This window comes from Thermoleptolyngbya oregonensis NK1-22, from assembly GCF_032705245.1.
Taxonomy (GTDB): Bacteria; Cyanobacteriota; Cyanobacteriia; order Elainellales; family Elainellaceae; genus Thermoleptolyngbya; species Thermoleptolyngbya sichuanensis.
In genome coordinates this window covers 3,260,414-3,276,243 of record NZ_CP053540.1, presented here as the reverse complement: position 1 = coordinate 3,276,243, position 15,830 = coordinate 3,260,414, and the positions used below count along the sequence as shown (strand labels likewise).

Below are 15,830 nucleotides of genomic sequence, written 5' to 3'. Positions count from 1 at the left end.
ATGGCTCTACAACCGATTCCTACAACCCTGTTCTCCATCATGGGGCGATCGCTACTGGTTGCCTGTGCTGCCCTGTCTGTCCTGGGTGTCGCTAGGGAAAGCGCGATCGCCTCCAGCAGATCGCAAGCCGATGCCCTGCGCGGCTTCTCGCAAATGCCTGTGCGAGTGATGAAACTCTGTCACTCAATATGCCCCAGTCTCATAGCACTGGGGCGCTCTACTCAATTCCATAGCGCTGAATAAGCTCAGACCACAGAGAACTAAGAACTTGCAATTAGCCCCCACTTTAGAACTTGACTTTAAAGCTTGAAGGAAGCCTCCCATGCAATACCCCATCGCTCGCTATCTTATTCGCGCTAGTCTGACTCACAAACTGCAACTCTCCAGCCTGATTCTCGCTTCACTGCTCAGCGCTTCTCCCAGCCTTGCCGCAACTCAAGTCCGTGAAGCCACCGTCCCCAGCGAATCTAGCCCAGTGTTGATGGCCAACATTTTCCGGCGCATTCGTGAAACCGTTCGAGATGTTACAGATACGATCAATACGATTGACTCATCCTTCCCGCGAAGCAACAGGGGCGATCGCAGCAACCCATCTCCCCAAGCCCAGCCTGCCCCGCAGCCCCAGTCCGCCCCACCCAGCGCGAACTCTGCCCCTTCTGCGCCTCCCGCGTCTCGCCCCGCTCCGGCTTCGAGCGATATCCAAGTGGTTCATCGAGATAATGCGCCCAGTCGCTGCCAAGCTCAAGGCAATACCCAGCTCAGATGTGAAGCCTTTCAAATCGCAAGGGTTCACTCTGAAGGCGCTCTGGTCTTTAGCTACTACTTTAACGGCAGTCCCTTTTCGTTTGTCACTGATGCCGCTTCTGAATTTCGCTTGGATCATGCCTCAAGCTATCGTGTTGTGGGGCTGATGTATGGTGGCGAAACAAGAGAGATACGTGGCTCCTGCGGTGTCACTCTCATCGGTGGTCAATATCGAGGAGCCATCTGCCAAGCCGAGAACGGTATAGAGTTTACGTATCTCAATCGCAATTAATCGCCCTCATTCGCCGCCAGGAGACGAGCTATGCCACCCACTTCTAAGTGCTTGAAACTCTGGGGCGGTTCAATCGCTGCTGCTCTCAGGCTGCTCGTCGGCATCAGTCTGTTCTTGGCTCTGTGCCCCAGCCCCGCGTGGGCCAATGGTGGCAGCGCCCTGCTGTGGACAGGTCTGATTCACTTGGTGGTCGGCAATCTGGTGATTGCTTATCTAGAAGCGGGGCTACTCTCCTGGTGGTTTGGCACTCCTAGGGGGCGATCGCTCTGGGTGCTGCTGGCTGCGAACTACGCCTCGGCCTGGGCGGGGGCGCTGCTGCTGGCAAATCGCCTGTCCCAGTATCCAGGTCTGACGATTGCGAATGTGCAGGTCTGGCTGGCGATCGCCTCCTTACTCGCTTTTTTACTCACTCTAGTCATCGAGTATCCCTTCTTCTGGCTCCTGCTGCGCCAGCGCAAGCGGCCTATCCAGACAGCGATCAAGGCGACCCTGCTGATCCACGGACTCAGCTACCTACTCCTGTTTGGCTGGTACAGCGCCAACAGCCAGACCAGCCTGATCAGCCAAACACGAGTCGTGCCCGCGGCCCAACTCCAGCCCAGCCCAGCCTACACCCTGCACTACCTCAGTCCCGATGGCGCTCAGGCGCTACGACTGACCTCAGGCGAAACAGAACCCGTCGCCATCGATCGCGCTGCCTTTGATGCCCTCAGCCCAGAACCCTGGTCCCGCTTTGGCCCCGTGCCCAAACTCACCGCCCACACGGACTGGGATTACTACACCCACGTCTTTGCGGCAGGTGGTCTGCTCGGTATCAACCGCGCCAATCAAGCACGCCAGCACTTTGCCCTAGAAACGCCCTTTGCGGTTTGGGCAATCAGCCACGCCACCCAACTGCCGGACGATTGGCTGATCTTTCAGCTTGACCGCGACCAAATCTGCCTGCTGCACCCCGCCAGCCAGCGCATTGCCCTGATCGCCCGTGGCAAAGACCCTGTGGTGACGCTCTCTGACCCTGCTGAATCGGTTAACCGCCCCTAGAACTAAGTCTGGAAAAAGCTCCTATCCCACACCTAGTCTGCGCCAAAATCTTGCTCCCTGCCCACGATATTCTTGCCCACAGTATCCAGTGAATGACGACTATGTTCCTCACAATTCAGAAAACGATGATGAAGTCTGCCCTGGTTTGGTCTGTTTTGCTAGGGGTCTCGGCGGTGCTGTCAGAGCCTTTGCGGGCGATCGCCCAAACTCCCCCATTGCTTATTGCTCAAAGCGCAGGTCGTCAGCCCATCGACTTTGCTGCCAACGCTGATTTGTGCAGCGGGCAGGTGGTCAACAATGGGCAAATCTGCGTAACCAATCTGCCTACCACCCAGCGTCCTGGGCAACGGTTAGCCATGATGGGCTACATTTACACCGACCCCAACATTTTCACGCGCACCGTGACGACCATCCGAGTTGTCGAGATGGAATCCAACCCAGCAAACCTGGTCTACTCCGTCTTTGTGGACGATAGAACCCTGCCAAACCAGTTCAACCCCGACGGGTTTGACCGCCCTCTCCTATTTTTCGGTATCCGCAATGATGGGTCAGTCGCCATCAACCTCGACTACGGGGAGTATCCTCCCCAGTTCGATAAACGAGAAGAAGCCAATCGTCTGCTAAACCTGCACCAACCCGCGATCCAGCAGTTAATCAGCGCCCTAATCCAAACCCGATAACTTAACCTCCAGAGTAGCCCCTTGTGCCGATCCAAAACACCCCAGCGAATTTGCCCAGTCCAATCTCTGGGGTTCCTAGCCCCCGTTCTAGCCGGAAGCAGTGCTATTTCTGGTCAAACCTTGAGGCATCTGGAGCATCTGGCAGCGAGGTGGCCGTCATTCAGCGTCCACAAGCTCAGAAGCGCTAGCCCCCTGCCTAGAGCCGTAGTGGATAAGCAGCGCCCAATCAGAATCGCTGAGGATACTTGCAGAGTTTAACGGCTTCAGGCAGGAATGCTAGATATCCCACCTGAAGCCGTTTCACTTTATTCTCCAGACCGCATTCTCAGGCCGTCTTGGGTGTTCAACCCCGTTCGAGATTGCCCTATAGACAAATCCTGAACCTGGGATCACTCAACGATGCCCCTGCCCTGAGATCGCTTCACCAACGGTTGTACCCCCCCTATGCCAGGTCAAAGCGATCCAGATTCATCACCTTATTCCACGCGGCCACAAAGTCGCGCACGAATCGCGGCTGCGAGTCTGCACAAGCATAGACTTCTGCGAGGGCGCGGAGCTGCGAGTTGGAGCCGAAAATCAGATCGACGCGGGTTCCCGTCCACTTGAGTTCGCCTGTTTTGCGATCGCGCCCCTCAAATAAGTTTTGGGCATCGGAGACGGCCCTCCACGTCGTCCCCAGATCCAGCAGATTCACAAAGAAATCATTGGTCAGCGTCTCGCGCCGCTGGGTAAAGACCCCGTGCTGAGTGCCCCCAAAGTTTGCCCCCAATACCCGCAGTCCCCCCACTAGGACGGTCATCTCAGGGGCGCTGAGGGTCAACAACTGCGACCGATCCACCAGCAGTTCCTCGGCCGACAGGGTGTGATCCCCTTTGAGGTAGTTGCGAAATCCGTCTGCCGTTGGCTCTAGGGGGGCAAAGGCTTCCACATCGGTCTGCTCTTGGGTTGCATCGGTGCGTCCCGGCTGGAAGGGAACGGTGATATCGTACCCGGCATTTTTGGCCGCCTGCTCGACTGCGGCACAGCCCCCCAAAACGATCAGATCCGCAATGGAAACCTGCTTGCCGCCCGCTTGGGAGCGATTGAACTCCTGCTGGATGCCCTCCAGGGTTTGCAGCACGGCGGCCAGTTGGGCGGGCTGGTTGACTTCCCAATCTTTTTGGGGGGCCAGGCGAATCCGCGCCCCGTTTGCCCCGCCGCGCATGTCGGAACCACGGAAGGTGGATGCCGAGGCCCAAGCCGTTGTGACCAGTTGCGACACGGACAATCCCGAAGCCAGAATTCTAGCCTTGAGCGCAGCGATATCTTGCTGATCAATCAAGTTGTAGGTAGCGGGGGGAATCGGGTCTTGCCAGAGGAACTCTTCGGCAGGAACTTCGGGGCCCAAGTAGCGCGATCGCGGCCCCATATCGCGGTGGGTCAGCTTAAACCAAGCCTTGGCAAAGGCCATTTCCAACTCTTCGGGATGGGCCAGGAAGCGCCGCGCGATCGGCTCGTAGATCGGGTCCATCTTCATCGCCATGTCCGCCGTGGTCATGATGGGCGCGTGGCGCTTGGAGGGGTCGTGGGCATCGGGCACCGTCCCTGCGCCTGCTCCATCTTTCGGGGCCCACTGATGCGCCCCTGCCGGACTTTTCACCAGTTCCCACTCATAGCCAAACAAATTTTCCAGATAGTTGTTGTCCCATTTCACCGGGTTGGTCGTCCAGGCCCCTTCGATACCGCTTGTAATCGTGTGGGCACCCATACCTGTGCCAAAGCTGTTTTTCCAGCCAAATCCCTGCTCTTCGATGCTGGCTCCTTCCGGTTCCGGCCCCACCAGCGTCGCACTCGCCGCCCCGTGGCATTTGCCGAAAGTATGGCCACCCACCGTCAGGGCCACGGTTTCTTCATCGTTCATGGCCATCCGCCCAAAGGTTTCGCGGATGTCTCGCCCCGCAGCCACGGGATCGGGATTACCGTTCGGCCCCTCTGGGTTCACATAGATTAGGCCCATCTGCACAGCGGCCAGGGGATTCTCCAGTTCGCGATCGCCCGTATAGCGCTTATCCCCCAGCCATTCGCCCTCAGACCCCCAGTAAATATCTTCCTCCGGTTCCCAGATGTCGGCCCGTCCGCCTGCAAAGCCCAGCGTTTTGAAGCCCATCGATTCCAGGGCGCAGTTGCCCGCTAGGATCATCAGGTCAGCCCAAGAGATTTTCTCGCCATATTTCTGCTTGATGGGCCAGAGCAACATCCGGGCTTTGTCGAGGTTGGCGTTGTCGGGCCAGCTATTGAGGGGTGCAAACCGCTGGCTCCCGGTGCCCCCGCCGCCGCGACCATCGCCGATGCGATAGGTTCCCGCGCTGTGCCAGGCCATGCGAATGAGCAGGGGGCCATAGTGACCATAGTCAGCGGGCCACCAGTCTTGGGACGTGGTCATCAGCTCGAAGAGGTCGGCTTTTAGGGCAGCATAGTCTAGGCTTTTGAACGCCTCAGCGTAGTTAAAGGCTTCACCCATCGGGTTTGACTTGGGAGAGTGCTGATGGAGGATGCTCAGGTTCAACTGATTCGGCCACCAGTCTCGGTTCGACGTGCCATGGCCCGCCGTGAACTTCTGAACTCCGCCCATAAAGGGGCATTTGCTTTCGCTGCTCATAGGGACTCCTACTTGTGCATGGTTCAATACATACGGGATGTGCAACTTTCAGTCTGCCCTCATCCCCCAACCCCTTCTCCCAAGTCGGGAGAAGGGGAGCAAGAGAGGCTTGAAGTCCCTCTCCCGCTCTGGGAGAGGGCTTAAAGCCTTCGGCATACCAGAAAAGGGTGAGGGGAATCGGCAAAGTTGCACATTGCGATCAATATCTAAACTCGCAGTCAATTAAACGCTTCTTGACTGCGAGATTGATGAGTAAAGACGGCCTCTTAGATAAGTAAAGAGGTCGCCCTGGAACAGTTACTCGTCCTCACACCTCCGCCTGGGTCTGCCCAATCTGCCAAGCATGAATGGTTGTGCCCAGTCGCTTAATGACTTTCAATGACTGACTTTCAATGACTGACTTTCAACGACTTTCAACAACTTTTAACAGCCAGGACTTACGCACTTGCGATAAACTCTTCGAGTTTTGGAGAACTTTTCGTGGGCTGCGCCCGCGAGAAATTCTCCAACTGATCCAACTGCGTAAGTCCTAACAACTTTCAAACAACCTTCAAACAACCTTCAAACAACTTTCAACACGTTAGCAAGTCATACTCGTCATGAGTTTGACTTAGGGAAGAGTGTACAGTGAATTCCTTTCAAACGGTTAGACTGCATACAAAACGTTACGGTAAACCCGCAGCCTCAACGAGCGTGCTGCTCAGTCATGAAGCCGCTGCCTGTACGGATGCTTATGGCGCGTTAGGGCGCGTTAGGGCGTGCTTTCCGACAGGAGAGAATCCAGGCGGGTGGCGTAACCCGTTAATTCTACGTAGCCCTCTCCCCGAATTGGCTGGTCTTGCCGCGTGCCCTCAAAGGCAGTTGCCCCTTCCCAATAGGTGGCTGTGGAGGTGTTGAGTTCCTGATCCGCAAGGCGCGATCGCCCTTCTAGCACCAGATCCAGTCGGGGAATGCGAATTTGCCACTGGGCAGGATAAACCGCGTTGCTGCGGGGGCTTGTCCAGGTTTTGAGGACGCGGATTGTCCAGTCGTCGTGATTCAGATGGGTCGTCTCGCCGGAGGCCGAGATAAACGTACCCGCCGACGTGATTTCGGGCGTACCGTCTTCGTGGCGCAACTGGTAGAGCATCAGGGCAGAGCCATCCTCCAGTTGAATCGAGAACCAGTCCCAGCCGACCGTGCCTGCGGTCAACGCGCTGGTGGAGAATTCGTGATCCGTCCAGGTTTTGCCCTGTACCGAAAAGGATTGGCCCTGAATCGTGACGGTTCCGCTAGTGGGCTGCTGCACCAGAGAGTAGTAGTAGGACGCATTCCCCGGCTCCAAACCCTTGACGCTCAGGCCGCGATCGCCCTGCAACACGGGCGGAAGAGTCTGCTGAACCGTGAGGTCAATGGCGACATCCTCAGACCGAGCCTGAAGCCGCACCTGACCCGGCTCCAGTTCCGTGGCCGACCAATCGTTTAGCCAGACGCGGTAGGGCGGGGCCTCGGCTCCCGCCAGCCCAATGGCGTTGCGGCTAAATCGCTCGTCTACATAAAAGCCGCTGCCCGCAATATCGCTGACGGTGAAATGGGCGGAATAGATTTGATTTGTGCGCCAGCGAGATGGCGTAGAGTCTGCTGCCACCGTTGCCGCCGTTGGCGAAATCGCCTGCCGGAAAAAGGTCAACTGAAAGCCAAACGGTCGCCCCTCATCGGTTTCCAGGTTGCCCGTGTAGTACCACCATTCCGTTTGGTAGTCATTGTGCGGGCCAAAGTCTTCGGGAAAGTGCCAGTCTGGAAGGGCGATCGCCTTGCGGTATTCTCCACTGGCTGCGGGTAGCGGTTGCCAGGTAACGACATTGGCGGCGATCGCCGAATCCGCAGCCCCCAGGAATACTCCCAGGAATATACCCAGGAACGTACCCAGGAACACGCCGCAGAACCCCAGCAGTACGCAAAATCGAATCAAGCGCGATCGCATTTCACCTCTCCCCTACCCACTCTTCCGAACCCCACGCCGCATCCTCATCCGAACGCCCTACTGAACCCTCCCCGACAACCCCTGCGTAAGCCTCAACCAAAATCCAAAACCCAAAATCCAAAATCCAAAATCACTCCTGCCTCAGCGCCGCCGCAATATTCATCCGCCCTAGCCGCAGTGCCGGATACAGACCCGCCAGCAACGCAGCGGCGATCGCCACCAGCCACGCCTGCCAAAAATAGCGGGCTTCCAGCGCCATTTGCAGCGTCCAGCCAAAGGAACGCACGTTAATCACATAAATCAAAATCCAGGCGAGGACAAAGCCCAGCGGCATCGCAAACACGCCCGCCAGCGTCCCCATCAGCCCCGTTTCCAGCAGCGTCAGCCGGCCCAACTGGCTAGGGGTCATGCCGGTGGCGCGGAGGATGCCCAGTTCTCGCGTCCGCTCCAGTTGCAGGCTCATGAGCGTGCTGAGAACGCCAATAAAGGCCACCACCACCGACAGCAGTTGCAGGGCGCTGGTAATGGCAAACGTGCGATCAAAAATCTCCAGCGATCCCTGCCGCAGGCTGCGGTTCGACTGCACCAGCAAATCCTGCCGCCCCTGGAAGTGCGAACGAATATCCTGCACCATCGCTTCCACATCGACACCGGGCTGGGTGAATAGCCCCAGCGACGCGATGCGGTCATCCTGCCACAGGTTCCGGTACACATCGTCATCCAGGATAATCGTGCCGCGATCGGAGGAATAGTCGTAGAACACCGCCAGGACGGGAAAGGGGCGATCGCCCACTGGCGTTTCCAGCGTGATCGTCTCCGGCGGCGCGGGCAGGTTTTCTCGCCGGATCAGCGCTTCGGAAATAATCGCGCCCTCGCCTGCATTCAGCGCCGTCCAGGGGTCGGGTTCCAGCCCCGGACGAATCCAGGCGTAGGGCCGCTTGCCCTGGGACACGTCCCCATCGGCGGAGATCAGCTTGGCATTGCGGTCAAAGTCCACCACGCGCACATCGGCATCGTTGTAGCTGACGGCGAACCGCAGCCCCTCCCACTGCCTCAGCGCCTCCACCACCTGCGGATCGAGCTTGCCCAACACGCGGTTGGCCGTCGTGGTGGGCGGCGACACGTAGATATCCGCCTGGAGCGTCTGATCCAGCCATTCCACCACCGTCCCCCGGAACGAGCCAATCATCACCGACACGCCGACAATCACCGACACCGACACCATCAGGGCGGCGATCGCCACGGAGGTTCGGCTGAGCGATCTCAAAATATCCCGTGGAGCCAGTCGCCCCACCACGCCAAATAGACGGTAGCCCGCTGGCGCTAGTCCCCGCATCAGCAGGGCGATCGCCGGCGGCACCAGCAGCGCAGCCCCCAGCAACACGGCAAAAAGTCCGGCAAAGGCGGCCACCAGCCCCCCCGACGACCACCGCAGCAGGGCCACGCCAGCAAGAGAAAACCCAATCCAACCCAGGGTCAGCAGGGGCAGCAGCTTTTGCACCTTGCCCTCCAGGGTCGATCGCTGCAACGTGAGCGTCGGCGTGGTGTTCATCGCCTCCAGCGCAGGCAACGCAGAGGCAAACAGCGCCGCCGCAACGCCAATTACCAGACCCTTGGCGATGGTGGCGTTTGAGAGCGTCACCTGCTGCACCGAGACGACGAAGTAAAAATCATTAATCGTCTGAGTAATTAGCCCCACAATGCTGCGGCCCAGCACAATGCCCAGCCCCACCCCCAGCAAGGAGCCGAGGATGCTAAACAGCGCCGCTTCGCCCAAAATTAGGGCAAAGAGCTGTCCCCGCGTCGCGCCGAGGCAGCGCAAAATGCCGAATAGAGGACGGCGCTGCACCACGCTGAAGGTGACGGTGTTGTAAATCAAAAACATGCCCACCACCAGCGCCAGCAGGCTGAGGGCCGTGAGATTGAGTTCAAAGGCGGCCGTCATTTGCTGCACGGCGTTTTTCTGCGCTTCCGCCGTTTCCAGCTTCAGGCCAGCGGGCAGGGCGGCTTGAATTGCGTCGATTTCAGCAGGAGACGGGGCGATCGCATCGATATAGCTCAGCCGACCCGTCTGTCCCAAAAGTTCCTGCGCCGTGGCAATGTCGGCAAACAGCAGCGTGCTGAGGGCGCGGCGGTTGAGGGAATCATCGGACTGGACAAGGGCAACAGCGGTGACCTCTCGATGCTGGCCGGCGATGTCTAGATGCAGCGTATCCCCCAGGGCCACCCCGTACTGCTGGGCGACATCCTGGGACAGCACAATCGCCTGGGGATTGGTGAGCAACTGCACCGAAGCCGCGTCCAGGCTTTCGCCCTCCGCCCCAAAGTAGTTGCGAAAGGGCGATTCTGCCAGCACGTCTACCCCCACCAAGCGCATTGGCTGAGCGCCCAGTTCATCCACCAGCACGTAGCCCTCCACCACGGGCGCGAGGGGAATGCGGGGGGCGGCGCGGTGCAGGTCAGCATACACCGTTTCGGGAATGCCTGTGGGGGCGATCGCCTCGATGCGGTGGGTGGCGCGGCCGGTAATCGCGTCAGTAGACAGGGCAAAGGCCCGCTGCGCCGAACCGTTCGCCAGATCAATCGACACCATCATGGCCACGCCGAGGGCAATCCCCAAAATGCAGAGGAGATACTGCAAGGGGCGCTGCCGAATCCGCTGCCACGCCAAGCGCCAGAGGGGGGCGTTGGACACTACTGCCGTCATGCCACTACTTGTCATGCCATTAGCCGTCATGTCGCTACTCGTGATGCCGCTACTCGCCATGCCGCTACTCGTCATGCCACCACTTCCTCGGCGAGATCGGGATGCACGATCACGGGAATCAGATGCCCGTCTTGAACCCGCAACACGCGGTCGGCGTATCGGGCAATGTCGGGGTTGTGGGTCGCCATGATCAGGGTTTTGCCCTTCGTGCGGGTGAGACTGAGCAATAATTCCAACACCTGCTGCCCCGTCTCCTCGTCTAGGTTGCCCGTCGGCTCATCCGCCAAAATGACCTGTGGATCGTGGGCCAGGGCGCGGGCGATCGCCACTCGCTGCTGCTGCCCGCCGGATAACTTATCTGGATAAGTCTCCAGGCGATCGCCCAGCCCAACCTGCTGCAAAAGCTGGAGCGCCGACTGACGCGCCACCGCCGGAGATTTGCCCGCCAACTCCTGCGGCAGGGTGACATTTTCCAGCACCGTTAGCGTCGGAATTAGGTTGAAAAACTGGAAGACGAATCCGATGCGATCGCGCCGAAACAGAGTGCGCGATTTCTCGTCCAGTTCGGTAATGGCCAAATCGTTGATGCGAATCGTGCCCCCAGACGGCTGATCGATGCCGCTAATCAGGTTCAGCAGCGTACTCTTGCCGCTGCCGCTGTGCCCCAGCAGCACGACAAATTCTCCGGGGTCAAACTGCAAGTTGATGCCATTCAGCACCTTCCGCGTTACATCGCCTTCCTGAAATTCTTTGCAGAGATCCGTTAGCTCGACCCTAGCCCCCTGAGCAGGCGAGGCGCTTTCGAGGGCGATCGCAGGTTTAGCCAAGGCAAACAGACCAGACCACCAGGAACTTGCTGACATAGGGACACCGTGGGATACCGTGGGACACCGTTTAGAATGACGCTAGCAAGCCTTCTGAGAAAGCTCTTAAAGAATCTTAACGTAGATCGCCGGACAAGTCTTCTGCTTTGGGCAACAGCCCCTCAAAGTTTCCCCACACCAATCACAATCGGCTTCTTGCAAAGCGTTGCTTATGAAGCATGACCTACAAGACGATGAATTAAGACGATGAATCTGAAATCTGCCTGGTTTTGAATTGATTCAGAAGAACGGAGAGAGCGTTGTGGATAATCCATTTCCCGGAATGAATCCTTATCTGGAACACCCCCAACTTTGGCATCAGGTTCATAATCGCTTGATTGTGGCGATCGCAGATGACCTCACACCCCAAGTTGCGCCTCGCTACCGGGTCACCATCGAAGAGCGAGTTTACCAGAGCATTGACGACTCCCTATCAGTTGGCTTGGTGAGCATTGCGGATGTCGCTTTGACTCGCTGCTCTGCGGGTGATATCGAGCCATCCAGCCAAATCGCTCCTGCCAGCAAAAAAACTCCGATTCCAGTTCAGGTTCCTGTGCCACAAGAGGTGGTCGAGCGATTCTTGGAAGTACGCTCTACCCAAACCGGAGAGGTTGTCTGTGTCATTGAGATCTTGTCTCCCAAAAATAAATGGAATAAGGATGGACGAGCGGCCTACATTAGCAAGCGCCAGAAAATCTTAGGCTCCAGCACTAGCTTAGTCGAGATTGACTTGTTGCGAGAGGGAGCGCCAATGCCCATTCTGGGTGCAGCAGACCCGGTGTACCGCATCCTGATCAGTCGAGCAAGCCATCGTCCCATCGCCGATCTTTATGCTTTCGAGTTGCAAGACCCAATTCCTGCAATTCCTATTCCGCTGCTCGTTCACGACCCGGAACCCGTGGTCAATCTGCAACGCATCCTGAATGACGTATATCGACGTGCCCGCTTTGACCTAGCAATTGACTATACCCAACCCCCAAAACCCGCGTTGCGCCCTGAAGATGAAGCGTGGGTGCGTGAGATTTTGCAGCAAACCGACCTAGAGAATCCGGTTTAGGGCGATCTGCCTTAGAGGGTGTTTGAAAAGGTATCGCCTGTAATGTTAAGCACTCAGAGATCCCCCCTAGCCCCCCTTAAAAAGGGGGGAACCGCCTTAAAGTCCCCCTTTTTAAGGGGGATTTAGGGGGATCTTGCACGCTTTGCTACAAACAGTAAGACTTTTCAAACATCCTCTTAAAGTGCTTCAAAGCGAAGTATTAGGGCAGTGCTTCTGAGGCTTTTCGGGCCAGTTTGGCGTAGGTTTTGGCAGTTTCGTAGCGCAGTCCCAGGTCTTCGGCAATGTCTTGCAGCGATTCGCCCAGTTCGCGCCGGGCCAGGATGGTGGCCCAAGTTTCGGCGATCGCCATTGCTCTCTCTCCTCCAGTGCGCTTACGTTGCGTTAGGAAATGCTCAGTAAGGGCGGCAATTCGCTGAGCCAGCAGGTCTTGCAGAGTAGACTGGGGCGCTTCGGTTTCAGCAGGCGACCAGCCCAGGCGGGTTTGCCCCAGCCCAAAGGTCGTTTTGTGCCCAGTGCCGCAATAGGGAGCGAGGCGGCCCAGCGCCATAAACAACTGCACATATTCGGAGTCTTCTAGCGCTGTCTTACTTAAGCTTATCTCAATCGCTCCGGTAAATCCCGTCACCGAGCCGCGCTTGCCTGCGACCGTTTTGATAGACTGCAAGTGATGGCGGGTGATGATTACTGATCGATCGATCCAGTCGAGAAAATCTTCCTGGTCATACTCAACCCCTGAAAAATCATTCCAGCGGCGCAAGTAGCTGTGGAATAAGTTAACAGGCACAGGCAGTGGAAAGTGATGTTTGTGGCGGCGAAAGCTGGTGGGCGAGAGGAAGGAGAGGGCGATCGCCGGATTGGGCGGAATCGCCACGTCAAACAACTGCTTGTAGGTCGCAGGCGGATGGGAGGGAGCAGTCAGCCCCCAGTCGAGTATTTTGAGCGGTGCGCCCCGCAGGTCGATGGTTTGGGGGGGCTGCCGCAGCCAGTCTGTGAGCCAGGTGACGACGGGTTGCGAAAGCGCAGTAATCGTCCAGGTATAAGGGCGATCGCCCCTGAGCCTGGGGCTGCCGCCGGGGGCAATTTCCACGCCTTGCAGCGCAGAAATTGTAAAGGGTTTTTCGGACTCGCCATCGTGCAGATAGGCAGATAACTCCGGATTCATCTGGCGCACCTGGTCGAGCAACCAGGCATGAAGCCCAATGGTGTATTGCGGATAGAGCGTGCTGTCGGTGTAGGGCTGAAGCTGGAGCGTCAGGCCGACCAGTTGCGTGTCTGCGGGCCAGTTTGCCGCAGCAGGGGGTTTTTGAACCGTGGCGCGAGGGCGGGGCATAGATGCCAGGGAAACTCAGCAGTGTTTGCGTTTCATTTTAATCCCCCACGGGGATTTGGTAGTGGGAATTGGGAATTGGGGATTGGGCGATCGCCCTATCGATTGGAAAGGGAGCTTTCCAGTAGGGATCTATTCTGTGGTCAGTTGCGTTCAATGCTCCACCTACAGGATGCCCCAATCGAAAAAGCCCCAGCCCTCTATGTCTTAGTTTTCTGATTCCGTCGCGCTAAACCAGTCCTGCTCACTGCAACCGCTTAACTCCCGATTCGGTACTTTCAAAAAATAGGAACACCATTATGAACTATCAACGCTTGGTCAGTCGAGTTTCCCTAATGTGCCTAGCGATCGCGCTAATGGAAGGGCTGAACCCGCTTGCGGCGAAAGCGGAGCCAGTACGCCCCCTTTATGCCGGAGAGGCCAATTGGGCAACATTAACAATCAATAGACCAGGAAGCTACATCCTCGAAGTAAGCTCCGCACTTGGCGATGTGGATGTAGAACTCTACGACCCCACAGGTCGGCAATTTGCTCGGGGTCGTCGATTTGGAAACGAAACCATTTTCTTTAATGTTCCCGCCGGTGCAGAAGGTGTTTTTCGAGTGCGCTACAGTATGCCGTTTTGCGTCAACCCACTGGGGGCTTGTAATGTAAATATCAACATATATACCCAATAGGAAGAGGGAAGAACGAAGAACGAAGAACGAAGAACGAAGAACGAAGAGGGAAGAACGAAGGGATTCTAGGCGAGATCCGGTTTCCCTTTTCGTTTTTCGTTTTTCGTTTTTCCTTCCTCTCTTTTCATCTTTTCGCCCGGTTAGAGAGGGTGACAAAGATTGCGATGAGTTCACTTGCCTCGTTCATGAGGCTGCTGATTTTTTGAGGAGCAACCAGCCCAGCGTCGGTCAATAACTCTAGCCAGTAGATTGCTTCTTCGAGTTCTTGTAGCCCAACGCCTACTTTGCTGATGTACTCAGATTTTGACCTGGAGCGAACTGCTTCTCGATAGTGGGCACCCACAGAGGTTCCGCTGCGGAGTAGCTGTTTACCCAAAACCTGAGCTTCGGTGCTTTTGGGCAAAGCGGTATACACCTTGATAATCCGCATGGCAAAGGCTTTCGTGCGCTGTCGCAGGTCTTCTTTGGGAAATTCGGGCATGGCGGTAGGGAGATGCGCTTACCTGTTTAAAATGCCCAAGGGAAGAGGGAAAGAGGAAAAAGGAAGAACGAAGAGAGAAGAACGAAGAGAGAAGAGCGAGGCGGTTTCAGGCAGAGCCAGTTTCCTTTTTCCTTTTTCGTTTTTCGTTCTTTCCCAAAGCTTTCCGTCCCCTTGCGGGGAAGGGGGGGAGAAGGGAAAAACGAAGAACGAAGAGGGAAGAACGAAGAGCGAGGCGATTTCAGGCAAATCCAGTTTCCTTTTTCCTTTTTCCTTTTTCGTTTTTCGTTCTTTCCCAAAGCTTTCCGTCCCCTTGCGGGGAAGGGGGGGAGAAGGGAAAAACGAAGAACGAAGAGAGAAGAACGAAAAGGGAAGAACGAAGAGCGAGGCGATTCTGGGCAAATCCAGTTTCCTTTTTCCTTTTTCGTTTTTCGTTCTTTCCCAAAGCTTTCCGTCCCCTTGCGGGGAAGGGGGGGAGAAGGGAAAAACGAAGAACGAAGAGGGAAGAACGAAGAGCGAGGCGATTTCAGGCAAATCCAGTTTCCTTTTTCCTTTTTCCTTTTTCGTTTTTCGTTCTTTCCCAAAGCTTTCCGTCCCCTTGCGGGGAAGGGGGGGAAAAGAAGGAAGAACGAAGAGGGAAGAACGAAGAGCGAGGCGATTCTGGGCAGAGCCAGTTTCCTTTTTCCTTTTTCGTTTTTCGTTCTTTCCCAAAGCTTTCCGTCCCCTTGCGGGGAAGGGGGGGAGAAGGGAAAAACGAAGAACGAAGAACGAAGAGAGAAGAACGAAAAGGGAAGAACGAAGAGCGAGGCGATTTCAGGCAAATCCAGTTTCCTTTTTCCTTTTTCGTTTTTCGTTCTTTCCCAAAGCTTTCCGTCCCCTTGCGGGGAAGGGGGGGAAAAGAAGGAAGAACGAAAAGGGAAGAACGAAGAGCGAGGCGATTTCAGGCAAATCCAGTTTCCTTTTTCCTTTTTCCTTTTTCGTTTTTCGTTCTTTCCCAAAGCTTTCCGTCCCCTTGCGGGGAAGGGGGGGAAAAGAAGGAAGAACGAAAAGGGAAGAACGAAGAGCGAGGCGATTTCAGGCAAATCCAGTTTCCTTTTTCCTTTTTCCTTTTTCGTTTTTCGTTCTTTCCCAAAGCTTTCCGTCCCCTTGCGGGGAAGTGGTGGTGAAAGCATGTCTCACTTCAAAACTGTCCGCTTGACTGGTTCTTTCGCGTTTCAGTCCCCTTGCGGGGAAGTGGTGGTGAAAGGGTCCGATTGATGTCAACACCCCTGTGCATGTCAACACCCCTGTTTCAGTCCCCTTGCGGGGAAGTGGTGGTGAAAGAAAATGTCATTCCAAATCCAGTTGCGAGGCAGAACCAAAT

Annotated in this window: 13 protein-coding genes and 1 CRISPR repeat array (1 of these 14 cut by a window edge); of the genes, 6 read left to right on the top strand and 7 right to left on the bottom strand. The window is 56.5% G+C overall.

The annotated features are described in order from the left end of the window. The 4 genes from HNI00_RS13885 (at position 1) to HNI00_RS13870 (ending at position 2,757) form a co-directional block, all read left to right on the top strand. A complete protein-coding gene (locus HNI00_RS13885; protein WP_316787110.1) occupies positions 1 to 243 on the top strand; it encodes a hypothetical protein in 243 nt (80 codons plus the stop codon). Positions 244 to 322: 79 nt separating this feature from the next. Then, entirely contained in the window at positions 323 to 1,036 is a 714-nt protein-coding gene (locus HNI00_RS13880) for a hypothetical protein (RefSeq protein WP_316787108.1), read from the top strand. 30 nt (positions 1,037 to 1,066) lie between these two features. Further along, a complete protein-coding gene (locus tag HNI00_RS13875; protein ID WP_316787106.1) occupies positions 1,067 to 2,077 on the top strand; it encodes a hypothetical protein in 1,011 nt (336 codons plus the stop codon). Between the two features lie 125 nt (positions 2,078 to 2,202). Beyond that, on the top strand, positions 2,203 to 2,757 hold the full coding sequence (locus tag HNI00_RS13870) for a hypothetical protein (RefSeq protein ID WP_316787104.1): 555 nt from the start codon (positions 2,203 to 2,205) through the stop codon (positions 2,755 to 2,757). 442 nt (positions 2,758 to 3,199) lie between these two features. Here the strand turns inward: HNI00_RS13870 and katG are convergent, their stop codons facing one another. From katG to HNI00_RS13850, 4 genes are all read right to left on the bottom strand, one after another. Beyond that, a complete protein-coding gene (gene katG / locus HNI00_RS13865; RefSeq protein WP_316787102.1) occupies positions 3,200 to 5,395 on the bottom strand; it encodes a catalase/peroxidase HPI in 2,196 nt (731 codons plus the stop codon). Between the two features lie 751 nt (positions 5,396 to 6,146). Then, a complete protein-coding gene (locus tag HNI00_RS13860) occupies positions 6,147 to 7,358 on the bottom strand; it encodes a lipocalin-like domain-containing protein (RefSeq protein ID WP_316787100.1) in 1,212 nt (403 codons plus the stop codon). 130 nt (positions 7,359 to 7,488) lie between these two features. Then, complete coding sequence (locus HNI00_RS13855) at positions 7,489 to 10,065, bottom strand: ABC transporter permease (protein ID WP_420156360.1); 2,577 nt, start codon at positions 10,063 to 10,065, stop codon at positions 7,489 to 7,491. Between the two features lie 71 nt (positions 10,066 to 10,136). After that, positions 10,137 to 10,928: an ABC transporter ATP-binding protein gene (locus HNI00_RS13850; protein ID WP_316787098.1), complete on the bottom strand. Its 792-nt coding sequence runs from the start codon at positions 10,926 to 10,928 to the stop codon at positions 10,137 to 10,139. A gap of 262 nt (positions 10,929 to 11,190) precedes the next feature. Here HNI00_RS13850 and HNI00_RS13845 point away from each other — a divergent pair, with 262 nt between their 5' ends. Beyond that, positions 11,191 to 11,985 carry a DUF4058 family protein gene (locus tag HNI00_RS13845; RefSeq protein WP_316787096.1) on the top strand — a complete coding sequence of 265 codons (795 nt, stop codon included), beginning with the start codon at positions 11,191 to 11,193 and terminating at the stop codon, positions 11,983 to 11,985. 199 nt (positions 11,986 to 12,184) lie between these two features. On the opposite strand, the gene cas6 is transcribed toward HNI00_RS13845, so the two are convergent. Continuing rightward, on the bottom strand, positions 12,185 to 13,315 hold the full coding sequence (gene cas6, locus HNI00_RS13840) for a CRISPR-associated endoribonuclease Cas6 (RefSeq protein ID WP_316787094.1): 1,131 nt from the start codon (positions 13,313 to 13,315) through the stop codon (positions 12,185 to 12,187). A 296-nt stretch (positions 13,316 to 13,611) separates the two neighbouring features. Between cas6 and HNI00_RS13835 the strand changes: the two genes are divergently transcribed. Continuing rightward, positions 13,612 to 13,989 carry a hypothetical protein gene (locus HNI00_RS13835; RefSeq protein WP_172357050.1) on the top strand — a complete coding sequence of 126 codons (378 nt, stop codon included), beginning with the start codon at positions 13,612 to 13,614 and terminating at the stop codon, positions 13,987 to 13,989. Positions 13,990 to 14,113: 124 nt separating this feature from the next. Here the strand turns inward: HNI00_RS13835 and HNI00_RS13830 are convergent, their stop codons facing one another. Beyond that, positions 14,114 to 14,470: a four helix bundle protein gene (locus HNI00_RS13830; protein WP_172357052.1), complete on the bottom strand. Its 357-nt coding sequence runs from the start codon at positions 14,468 to 14,470 to the stop codon at positions 14,114 to 14,116. Positions 14,471 to 14,488: 18 nt separating this feature from the next. After that, on the bottom strand, positions 14,489 to 15,178 hold the full coding sequence (locus HNI00_RS13825) for a hypothetical protein (RefSeq protein WP_316787091.1): 690 nt from the start codon (positions 15,176 to 15,178) through the stop codon (positions 14,489 to 14,491). A 423-nt stretch (positions 15,179 to 15,601) separates the two neighbouring features. Beyond that, positions 15,602 to 15,830: a CRISPR direct-repeat array (repeat unit 35 nt; unit sequence GTTTCAGTCCCCTTGCGGGGAAGTGGTGGTGAAAG) (it continues 494 nt past the right edge of the window).

What these genes read in the sequence shown, in the direction of transcription:
- HNI00_RS13885 (WP_316787110.1), top strand. Translation starts at nt 1, where the DNA reads ATGGCTCTACAACCGATTCCTACAACCCTGTTCTCCATCATGGGGCGA.
- HNI00_RS13880 (WP_316787108.1), top strand. Translation starts at nt 323, where the DNA reads ATGCAATACCCCATCGCTCGCTATCTTATTCGCGCTAGTCTGACTCAC.
- HNI00_RS13875 (WP_316787106.1), top strand. Translation starts at nt 1,067, where the DNA reads ATGCCACCCACTTCTAAGTGCTTGAAACTCTGGGGCGGTTCAATCGCT.
- HNI00_RS13870 (WP_316787104.1), top strand. Translation starts at nt 2,203, where the DNA reads ATGATGAAGTCTGCCCTGGTTTGGTCTGTTTTGCTAGGGGTCTCGGCG.
- katG (WP_316787102.1), bottom strand. Translation starts at nt 5,395, where the DNA reads ATGAGCAGCGAAAGCAAATGCCCCTTTATGGGCGGAGTTCAGAAGTTC.
- HNI00_RS13860 (WP_316787100.1), bottom strand. Translation starts at nt 7,358, where the DNA reads ATGCGATCGCGCTTGATTCGATTTTGCGTACTGCTGGGGTTCTGCGGC.
- HNI00_RS13855 (WP_420156360.1), bottom strand. Translation starts at nt 10,065, where the DNA reads ATGACGGCAGTAGTGTCCAACGCCCCCCTCTGGCGCTTGGCGTGGCAG.
- HNI00_RS13850 (WP_316787098.1), bottom strand. Translation starts at nt 10,928, where the DNA reads ATGTCAGCAAGTTCCTGGTGGTCTGGTCTGTTTGCCTTGGCTAAACCT.
- cas6 (WP_316787094.1), bottom strand. Translation starts at nt 13,315, where the DNA reads ATGCCCCGCCCTCGCGCCACGGTTCAAAAACCCCCTGCTGCGGCAAAC.
- HNI00_RS13835 (WP_172357050.1), top strand. Translation starts at nt 13,612, where the DNA reads ATGAACTATCAACGCTTGGTCAGTCGAGTTTCCCTAATGTGCCTAGCG.
- HNI00_RS13830 (WP_172357052.1), bottom strand. Translation starts at nt 14,470, where the DNA reads ATGCCCGAATTTCCCAAAGAAGACCTGCGACAGCGCACGAAAGCCTTT.